At 35.8% G+C, this 10,893-nt stretch carries 6 protein-coding genes; all 6 read right to left on the bottom strand.

Going from position 1 to position 10,893, the window contains the following annotated elements; all coding sequences use genetic code 11:
• Positions 1-145 precede the first annotated feature (145 nt).
• The 6 genes from ACFSR8_RS15660 to ACFSR8_RS15635 all read right to left on the bottom strand — a co-directional run bounded on the left by ACFSR8_RS15660 (position 146) and on the right by ACFSR8_RS15635 (position 10,855).
• Positions 146-1,186 (bottom strand): GntR family transcriptional regulator, encoded by a 1,041-nt coding sequence (locus ACFSR8_RS15660; protein ID WP_380293740.1) that lies wholly within the window; start codon positions 1,184-1,186, stop codon positions 146-148.
• 152 nt (positions 1,187-1,338) lie between these two features.
• The gene (locus ACFSR8_RS15655) at positions 1,339-2,769 is read right to left on the bottom strand and encodes a sulfatase (RefSeq protein WP_380293738.1); all 1,431 of its coding nucleotides are present in this window, start codon (positions 2,767-2,769) and stop codon (positions 1,339-1,341) included.
• Between the two features lie 9 nt (positions 2,770-2,778).
• Positions 2,779-4,308, bottom strand: a complete 1,530-nt coding sequence (locus ACFSR8_RS15650) for a sulfatase family protein (protein WP_380293736.1) — start codon at positions 4,306-4,308, stop codon at positions 2,779-2,781.
• 25 nt (positions 4,309-4,333) lie between these two features.
• Positions 4,334-5,317 carry a family 43 glycosylhydrolase gene (locus ACFSR8_RS15645; protein ID WP_380293734.1) on the bottom strand — a complete coding sequence of 328 codons (984 nt, stop codon included), beginning with the start codon at positions 5,315-5,317 and terminating at the stop codon, positions 4,334-4,336.
• Positions 5,317-8,067: a family 78 glycoside hydrolase catalytic domain gene (locus ACFSR8_RS15640; protein WP_380293732.1), complete on the bottom strand. Its 2,751-nt coding sequence runs from the start codon at positions 8,065-8,067 to the stop codon at positions 5,317-5,319. Before ACFSR8_RS15640 ends, ACFSR8_RS15645 begins: the two co-directional genes overlap by 1 nt.
• The gene (locus ACFSR8_RS15635; protein ID WP_380293730.1) at positions 8,060-10,855 is read right to left on the bottom strand and encodes a family 78 glycoside hydrolase catalytic domain; all 2,796 of its coding nucleotides are present in this window, start codon (positions 10,853-10,855) and stop codon (positions 8,060-8,062) included. The genes ACFSR8_RS15640 and ACFSR8_RS15635 overlap by 8 nt, the downstream gene beginning before the upstream one ends.
• Positions 10,856-10,893: the final 38 nt, after the last annotated feature.

The following is a 10,893-nucleotide window of genomic DNA, read 5'->3' as shown; positions in this document are numbered from 1 at the left end:
CCAAATAAATATGATGTATTAGCTCTCCCTATTTTTCAACATACCTGAAGGAGGGTTTATCAAATATAATATAAGACTTATAAATTTCATGAAAAAAGAAAAGGAAGCCTGAAAAGACTTCCTTTATGTTCTAAATAACCAAGGCTTAAGCAGACCCTCTATCAATAAACCTAAAGGCTACTTTTTCCTTTTCTATTCTACTTTCTAAAATCATTTTTGCAGCCCTGATTCCAATATCCTCAAAATCTGTAGTAATAACCGTGATATTGGACACTTGTTTTAGTGGCGCATCATTATAAGATATTACTCCAACGTCCGACCCCAACTTAAAACCATTTTTTCTAATTCGAGAAATGACTTTTACAAGATCTTCTTCTTCAATTGTGATATAAAGATTCTTTGGAGCTACCTCAAATTCCATTGAAATTTCCTCGAGTATTTCAAAGTCAAAATTATTAAAAGAGCAGTATTTCATGAAACCATGCAAAATTTTCGTAGGATATGGGTAGAATGTTTTCCTCGGGCAAACTAAGTTCAGCTTATCATATTTAGAAATTTTTTCATGACCCGTTTCCAAAGCTTTTAATATATCATTTTCAAAATCTTGATATACCTCAATAAAATCACCTGGTAGTTGATGATTGTTATTATCCAATAAAACTAGCTTTTCATTTGGGATGCTTTTAATAACACTACTTACTTCTTCGGTAAAACCAGTGTACGATAAGTTTTCGGTTCTAAAATGGGGCAAAATCACAAAGTAATCATAGGCAGATTTGTACTTACTCATTAACTCTACAAATAGTGCTTGGTCACAATGAAAGCTGTGTATATCCACTTGACAGTTTTCCCCTATAGCATCCACAAACGCCTTATAAACTTTCATTTTATATGGACTCAGTTTGTTTACCAAAAACAATATTTTTTTATCTCTCACTAAATCAGCTTGAGCTATATAGGTCCCTCTGCCACGAACGGAAACCACAACATTTTTTTTCTTTAAAATATTGTAAGCCCGCTCTACGGTATCTCTCGATAGATAAAATTCTTGGCTTAAAGTATTTATAGATGGTATTTTATCTCCAATCTTAATGTTTCCCGAGGATACGTTATCAATTATAGAATTGATAATCTGAATATATTTTGGCACCATCGAGTTGCCGTCTATCCGAATGTAATCTAACATAGCTTAATTAGTTTAGTCAGCCCAAAGTTATTAAAGCCTCTTAAACCAATAATCTAAAATAGGGTAACCAAAAATTTTTTAACACTATCTAAGGTTTAACAACCTTAATGCTATGTTGAGCTATGCTATGTTTTGTTCACTTCAACCAGCTTTTATTTTCTTGGATTATCGTTTTGTGGAAATGGAACTCCGTTTCTTGGGAATTGAGATTCCAAAAGTGCTTTCATTCGTTCTTCAACATCCTTGTAGGCTTCATTGCCCGATAGATTAATAAAAGACAAAAGATTATTTTTATGCTCATATAATTCCGCTCCTAAAATTTCATGTGAATTAGAATCTCGCCATTCGGTATATCTCCAATTTCCATCCGTGGCAGTACAGCCCATAATATTTTTACCTCTTGCAAAAACGCTTGTAGCAACCTCATCCCACTTTGCATCAGGGTTATCTAATACTGGAACTAAACTTTTACCGTCGGACTTTGGCGTCTCAAAACCACAAATTTCGGTTAGCGTTGAAAAGATATCTACATTTTCTACCAATGCATTTGATAATTCGCCCGCATTTCTCTTTTTATAGTTTCCTTCTCTACTTATAATTAATGGAACCCTCGTGTCTATTTCCATATTGGAATGCTTGCACCACGCTCCATATTCTCCAATTTTATAACCATGATCGCTCATGAAAATAATCATGGTGTTTTTGCGTAAATCTAAATCTTCCAGAGTTTGCAATACTTTACCCACTTGGGCATCCATATAACTTACGCAAGCGTGATACCCATGAATTAAGGTTCTTGTAATATCATCATTCAAAGGGTCTTCCTTTGGGATTCCATGATAGTTCTTAAGCTCTCCCCATTTACTCAAAGCCAACCTGTACATGTCTTGTGGCTTTTCCTTTAATGGAATTTCAAACTTACTTTTATCATGCAAATCCCAATATTTTTTTGGCGCATTAAAAGGCAAATGTGGTTTCATCAAACCAACAAACATTAAAAATTTGTCATCCTTATATTGGTTCAACATTCTAATAGCATCGTTTGCAACAATGCCATCTTTATAGCCATCATCTGCTACGTCCGCATCTTCATAAGCTGGACCTTTTGTACGTTTTCCTGCCATAGCCTCAAGACTCTCTGGTTTTAAATATATATTAGAAGGCCTTTTTACAAGTTCTGTCCAACTTTCTTTATCATCCACAAAATGATGATATACCTTCCCTGTACTAATGGTTTTGTACCCATTTTGCTTAAACAATTGTGGAAGTGTTACGACATCTTTATGTACTTTACGTAACGGTGTAAAAATGCTATAAATCCCTAATGTTTCGGGTCTTAAACCCGTTAAGGTGCTCATTCTTGAAGGCGCACAAATGGCTTGTTGGGTATAGGCCTTGTTAAACATTATACCTTCAGATGCCAACTTATCAATATTCGGAGTAATTGCTGTTTCACTTCCGTAACATCCTAATTCCGCTCGTAAATCATCAATGTAAAAGACAAGAATATTTGGTTTTTCACTTTGAGAAAACACATTTGAAATGCAAAACACAAGTGCAATTAGCGCTAAATAATTTTTCATAATTTAATTTTAATTAGAGATTGGTTTTGGTGATTGCACCATTTTTGTAGTTCCTACATTTTTAAGCGCTCCTTCGCCTTCATTAAAGCCCCAATGTGGTATCGCTTTTTTCTTTTCGTCTAATATATAATTATACTTTTTCAAATAGAAGTCGCGTGTTCCAAACTCGTCATTAATTTGAGTTAAGGCTTTATTTAATTTGTTATCTAAATCGATTTGAATATCACTTAATTCAGCTTTTCCTATTAAGTTGTTTTGTTGAAAAGGATCCGCAATATTATCATAAAACATACTTGGTCCACTTGGAGTTCTAGCATACGTATATTGTTTGGTTTTAATGGCGCGATAAGGTTCATCTTTGAAATTAGCGCCAAAAGGTGCTGGATTCATAACTAAAGCGACTCTGTCAATATTTGGATTAGGATTTTTTATGAGCTGTTCCAAATTTTCGCCCTCTATGTCTTCAGGTATTTCAATATCGGTCAGCCCCAATAAAGATGGTAAAATATCCGGTGTGGTTAGAGGTGCATTTACTGTACTTCCTTTATGTTCCCCAATAGAAGGATAACGGATTAAAAAAGGTACTCTAATCGCTTCGTCCCAAGCCAATTGCTTTACGAATGGTTTCACACCGTGCGCCCCCATCATTTCTCCATGGTCGGCTGAAAATACGACTATGGTATTATCTATTAATTCAAGCTCTTTCAGCTTATCCAAAATAGCTCCAATAGCTTCATCTGTTGCGGTAGCATGCGCATAATAGCCTTGTAATTCTTTGCGACACCGTTCCTCAAATTCCTTTGGAATATTTGGACCTAGTGTTAATAACTCAGGAGGATACATATCCTTATATTTCTTAGGAGCAGAATTATGCGGATAATGTGGCGTTGCAATAGAAATAAAAGCTAAAAACGGTTGTTCATCATTAGCATGTTCACTAATATAATTGTTAGCGTCCTTTACAATTGCAAACGGCGAATACTCTTTCCAGTATTTTAATTCTGTATTGTCATTATCATAGTAAGGCATTTTAGTGTAATTATGCGAACACTCCAAAGCTTTCCAATAATCAAAGCCTTGACGTCTTTCTTTCGGAATGAAAGTTGACCTGCCATGACCGTCCAAATGCCACTTGCCCCAATAGGCTGTATTATAGCCCTCCTTTTTGAAGATTTCAGCCATACACAATTCTTCACTCGGTAAATACAAATCGTTTAGAAACATTCCCGTTGTAGTTGGAAACTTTCCAGTAAGCAATGATGCTCTATGCGGTGTACACACCGGCAATACAGAAACGGCATTTGTAAAATTAATAGCTTCTTTCGCAAAAGCGTCTAAATTAGGCGTTTTAACATCGGAATTACCCGCATAACCTAAAGCTGAACCTCGCCATTGGTCTGTAAGAATGTAAACAATGTTTGGTTTCTTTTGCTTGGTTTCTACTGAAGTTTTGTCTTCGTTTTGCTTTACTTCTTTTTTACAACTCGATAAAGAAAATACTAGTACTAAAAAAACTACTGAAAATAATTTAATTTTCATTTTTATGATTGAATTGTCTGTTTGTTTATTGATTTATCTTTTGCACGCCTTCCGTTGTAGCAACAATCTCTTGTATCGTACCATCTTCATTGTAATACAAATATTCTACACAAGTGTTTCTACTAAACTTTGAACCGCCTTTCCAATTTTGCCAGTGGTAAAAAAAATAATCTTGCCCTTTGTAATTTACGATAGAATGATGGTCTTGTCTTTGCTTTGGATTGATAGCACCTTTGTACTCAAATGGCCCATACGGATTGTTAGCCATTCCGTAAAAACCACCTAAACCTGCATTATAAGAAAAATAATAGATACCATTGCGTTTGTGCATGTAACTGGCTTCAAAAAAGTTATCGCTTCCATATTCAATGGTTCTTGGTGTTTCTGCTAACTCTAAAAGATTGTCTTTTAAACGTGCAATTTTAGGCACTTTTACGCCCCAGTATAAATACACTTTTCCATCATCATCTTCAAACACACAAGGGTCTAGCCATTGGCCCTCAACACCTTCAATCCAACCTAAATCTTTAAATGGACCTTCTGGAACATCACTAACGGCAACACCGCATCGCATATCGTCTTTTGAGCCTTTTACAGAATGTGGGTAGAGCAAATAGTATTTATCATTCTTATAAATCGCAGTTGGTGCCCACATCCAGCCTTTTGCACCCCAAGGAATATCTCTGGAATGTAATACTTCGCCATGGTCTATCCAATTTACCATATCTGTTGATGAAAACGCACGATACCCATCCATAGAATCGTAAAATGTTGCGTCCTCCATATCACGAGAGGTGTACATCCACACTTTACCATCGTTCCAGATATGAGCCGAAGGGTCAGCAGTTCGAATATGGCGAATTACAGGATTATTACCTTCATTTTGTACAGAGGGCTCTACTTTTACTTTATCAGCTGGATTAGCTTCTTGTTCTTTTTTTTCATTTTTACAGCTTATTAAGGATAAACCAAATATCAAAACAACAACTATTTGAAATCCTTGTTTCATTATAATTTAGAATTAAACGTGTAGGTTCCTGGTTGCACCAATAATTCTGTATCGCCAGTGTCTGAGCTCATCGATTTTATATCATTTGTATCTTCAATCGATTCTGCAGTTCCTGGTAGTATAACTTTTGCTGTTGTATTTGGTGGAATAGTGATATTTATAGTAAAAGTACCATCCTTAATTTCCCATGAAGAAGCCACTTTTCCATACGGCGTATTTAATTCAGCTGATGCTGAAGTTAATGGACTTTTAGGTTCTGGAGCAATACGAATGGCTTTATAACCCGCCTCTAATGGTGCAATCGCCCCAATTCTTTCGTACATCCATTCGCCCACTGCGCCATAAGCATAGTGGTTTAAACTATTCATTTTTTGCGGATTAAATCCTTCTGCCTTGCTATAGCTGTTCCAACGTTCCCAAATAGTTGTGGCTCCTTGATTAATAGAATAGAACCACGATGGATAGGTTTCATTAAATAATAGTTTATATATTAAATCTGTATCCCCCATTTCGTCCAGAACTCGTGATAATAGTGGTGTACCTAAAAAGCCTGTTCGTAAGTGATTATCGGCTTCCTCAATTTTTTGTAATAAATACATTTTAGCATTTTCTCTTTTATCTTCAGACAATAAATCATAAGCCAATGCTAATAGATATGAGGTTTGTGTTTCTTCAACGCCTTTTACTTTCCCCGATTCATCAAAAAACTCATTTTCAAAAGCATTTGCAACAGTTTTAAATAAAGCCTCATATTTCGCTTGTTCATCTTTTTTACCTAATACCTCTGCAGTTTTTGCCGTTAATTTGGCTGAATGTGCAAAAAATGCTGTTCCAATTAAGCTTTTAGATGTATCTCCTCTATTATCGCCGTTTTTAGGCAGTGGTTGCAACCAGTCTGCAAAAAATCCCATAGAAGAAATATAATTTTTGGTAGTAGCCTCATGGTATGCTACCCAGCCCTTCATGGTTTCAAAGTTTTCTTCAAGAATTCTTTTATCCCCAGTTCTGTTGTATATATCCCAAGGGATTATGGCACAGGCATCTCCCCATCCTGCACTTACTTTATTGTTAAAAAGCACATCTGGTACTACCCAAGGAATACCGCCATTTTCATATTGGGATTCTCGAACACTTTGTAACCAACTTGCCCAAAACTTATGCACATCGGCATTAAATATAGAGGTTGGTCCAAATACCTGTGCATCTGCAGTCCAACCCATACGCTCATCACGCTGTGGGCAATCGGTTGGAATATCAAAAAAGTTTCCTCTTAAGCCCCAAACAATATTACTTTGTAATTGATTTAACTTTTCGTGAGAGGATGTAAATGTTCCATTTTCTTCAAAATCTGAATACTGCACCAAACCTGTTACCCAATCAGTTGATGGGGTTTTTGAGGTATCAAACCCACTTAATTCCACATACTGAAATCCGTGAAATGTAAATTTTGGCATCCACTCTATAACACCATCTTTTGATGCTGTATAATAGTTTGTAGACAAAGCTGTTCTATAGTTTTTTGTATAAAACGAACCATCTGGAGACAACTTTTCAGCGAAACGAATTTTAAGTGTCTCCCCCTTTTTCATTGGTACTTTAAGTAATGGTACACCAACCATATTTTGCTGAAAATCGAAAATTAAAGCACCATCTTTTTCTACAACTTCCTTCGCTTTTAATTCAATTTTAGATTTTACGGTAGTGTGTCTTTTTGGCTCTAAACGAATAGCATCTGTTACAGGAAATGTATTAACCGTTTCCCAATTTTTATCACTAAAGTTATTGGTTGTCCAATTGGGCATTTCTAAATTAGCATCGTAAGTTTCGCCATCATAAATTTCTGAAAGTCTTATTGGCCCATTGGTTGTAGCTTTCCAGCTTTCATCAGATACAATTACTTCTTTAGAACCATCTTTCATGGTTAATTCTAACTGACATAATATTTTAGGCGTTTCTGTATCAACCCACAATTCTTTTTTCCATCCTAATCTACTTGAATGCCAACCTGAAGCTAATTCTACTCCAATAGTATTCTGACCTGATTCAATTAAATCGCCAACATCATAAGTAATGGTTTCTATGCGTTCTTTGTAAGGTGTGTATCCTGGAGGCATTACATCGTCACTTACATCTTCGCCATTAATTGCAACATCAAAAACACCTTTTGCTGTAATATATAATCTTGCAGATTCCACATCGTTAGATAGCTCAAAACCTTTTCTTAAATATTGTGGCCGATGAATAATATTATCTTGACTTCCTAATATTTTTTCTTTTTTAGTATCTAAACCAATCCACTTTGCTTTCCAATCACTGTTATTCAGTAATCCTAATTCAAAATGGTTTATTGAACTCCACGCTGAAGCATCTTCATCCTGATTCCAATATTTTACCTGCCAAAACACTTTTTGACGAGACTTTAAGGGTTTTCCTTGGTATTTTACCCAAACGGACTGGTCTGTCATTTGCTTACCCGAGTCCCATAAATCGGCATTATCGGGCAACAAATCTTCACTAGTCGCTACTACAATTTGGTATGCCGACTGATGCTTAACACCATCTGAAACTGGCAATTTCCATGAAAATGTTGGAGATGCGTCGTAAAACCCAAGCGGGTTTTTAAAGCCTTCGGAAATGGTTAAGTCTTTTGCGCTTGATAATGAAACCTTTTCTTCACATGAGGTGAAGCCTAAACTAATTAAGCTAAAAAAGATTAAAACATAAATCTTGACATTTGTTTTTTTATTCATCGGATTTTAATTTAGTTTGAAATTGATATGACCCTGAATTTACAGCGATTATAATATGATTATCGGTTTTTTCTATTAATTCAAACTTAGAAGATTCATCTAAGATTTCACCATTTACAAACGCATCTTGTTTTGAAGTCTTTGGGAGATGAATTTCTGCCGTCGTATTTGACGGAATAACAACATCTAAATTGAACATAGTATTATCTATTTTCCAAGAAGATGACCCTTTACCATAAGGTGTAGTTACGCTAGCAGAAGCCGAAGTTAAGTACTTAGTATTTGGCACAGGCGCAATTCTAATTTTTTTATACCCTGGTTCTAATGGTGCTATACCGGCAATCCGTTCGTACATCCATTGGCCTATTGCCCCATAGGCATAATGATTAAGGCTATTCATGGGCAGTGGGTTATACCCATCTGCCTTACTATAACTATTCCAGCGCTCCCACATGGTGGTAGCACCTTGATTTATGGAGTAAAACCACGATGGATAGGTTTCCTTAAACAAGATGTCGTACATCAAATCTACCTCTCCCATATCATCCAAAACTTTCGGTAATATTGGCGTTCCTAAAAAACCAGTTCCTAAATGATTATCTGCTTTTTTAATTTCTTCCAATAAATGTTGTTGCGATTTTGCTTTAGTTTCTGGTTGTAGCAAATCAAAATATATGGCTAATAAATAGCTAGTTTGGGTTTGTTTTTTGTTTTTAAACTTTCCGTTTTTATCAAAAAACTTGTTTTCAAAAGCTAGAGCGATTTCTTTATACAAGTCTTTGTATTTTTTTTCGTCTTCAGTTTTACCAAGAACACCTGCCATTTTCGAAACCAAGTGCGCCGAATGGGCAAAATATGCTGTATTTACAAATAATCTTGGTGTATCGCCTTTATTACCTTCTTTTCCAGATTTTGATGGGTAAGGCTGTAACCAATCTGTATAGGAGTAAATATTGGGAATAAAGTCTTTTGATTTAGATTGATAGTAACCAACCCATTTTTTTCCCATATCATAATTCTCTTCCAAAACTGATGTATCTCCTGTGATATTGTAAATATCCCAAGGAATAATAACACAGGCATCGCCCCAACCCGAACTGGCACTATTTCTCTGCAATATATCAGGAATCACAAATGGCACTAAACCATTATCGTGTTCAGATTGGGTTTCGCGCATACTTTGCAACCATGCCGTCCAAAACGCATGCCCTTTGAAATTAAACATGGCTGTTGGCGAAATCACTTGCGCATCACCAGTCCAACCCAAACGCTCATCACGTTGCGGGCAATCGGTTGGTATATCTAAAAGATTGTCTCTTAAACCCCAAGTGATGTTTTTTTGCAGTTGATTTAATTTATCGTGTGATGATGTAAACGTTCCATTTTTTTCAAAATTAGAATGTTGCACCAATCCTTTTACCCAAGTTGAATTTGGAGTTGCCGAGGTATCAAATCCTGACAATTCTAAATATTGAAATCCGTGAAATGTGAATTTTGGTGTGTACTCGATAAGGCCATCTTTTGATGCGATGTAATAATCTGTTGATTTTGCTGAACGGTAATTTGTTGTATAAAACGTGCCATCAGACAATAACATTTCAGAAAAGCGAATCTTTAACGTATCGCCTTTTTTCATGGGCACACTTACCTTTGGTACACCTACCATATTTTGTTTCAAATTGAAAATTACAGAAGATGTTGTCAATGATACAATTTCTGCATCCTCAATAACTGTCATTGTTTTTACAGTTTCATGACGTTTTGGTTCTAAGGTTACACTATCAGCTATGGGTTCTATTTCTGTATTTTCCCAAGAGGCATCATCAAACGTATTCATTGTCCAATTGGGCATTTCCAAATTTGCATCATACACTTCACCATCGAACAGACCTGCTAATCGTATTGGCCCATTTGTTGTGCCTTTCCAAGTTTCATCAGAAATAATGGTTTTTTTTGAACCATCTTTTAAAGTGATTTCTAACTGACATAACACTTTTGGAGATGCTAAAAAGTCATAAACAGCTGTTCCTCTGGTAATTCTTCCTGAATGCCAACCAGATGCCAATTCTACAGCAATTGCGTTTTTTCCTGAAGATAACATATCGGTTACATCATAGGTTAGTGTTTCAAAACGTTTGTTATATGGTGTCCAGCCAGGTGTTAACACATCATCACTAACATCTTTTCCGTTCAAATGCACATCAAAAACGCCTTTCGCGGTGATGTATAATCTTGCTGATGCTATATCTGATGGCAAATCGAACCCTTTTCGCAAATATTGAGGCCTGTGCATTAAAAAATTATTCACCCCTTTTATGCTATCTTTTGCAGTATCTAAACCCGCCCATTTTGCTTTCCAGTCAGAGTTTTTCAGTAACCCCAATTCAAAGGAATTAATATCGCTCCATATTGATGGGATACCATCTTGATTCCAAAATCTAACCTGCCAATACACTTTTTGACGGGATTGCAAATCGGCTCCCTCGTATTTTACAAAGCTGGACTGTGAACTTACTTGTTCTTCAGAATCCCATAAATCAGGATTATTTGGCAGTAATTCTTCCGAAGAAGCTACAACAACTTGATACCCCGATTGAGACACAACATCTGTTGAAACCGGTAATTGCCATGAAAAGGTAGGTTTCGGATTGTAAAAGCCTATTGGATTTTTAAATCCTTCAGAGACAGTTAAATTATTAGCCTGATAGACTAGTGCTTCTTCGCAAGATACAGTCAACAAAAAAACAAATAACAACGAGATTTTAAAAAATAGAGACAGACGCTTCATTAATCTTGAATAAATTTTAATACTGAATATAATAGAAC

The sequence above is a fragment of the Hyunsoonleella rubra genome (assembly GCF_042684665.1).
Classification (GTDB): domain Bacteria; phylum Bacteroidota; class Bacteroidia; order Flavobacteriales; family Flavobacteriaceae; genus Jejuia; species Jejuia rubra.
This window is presented reverse-complemented; position numbering and strand designations above follow the sequence as displayed.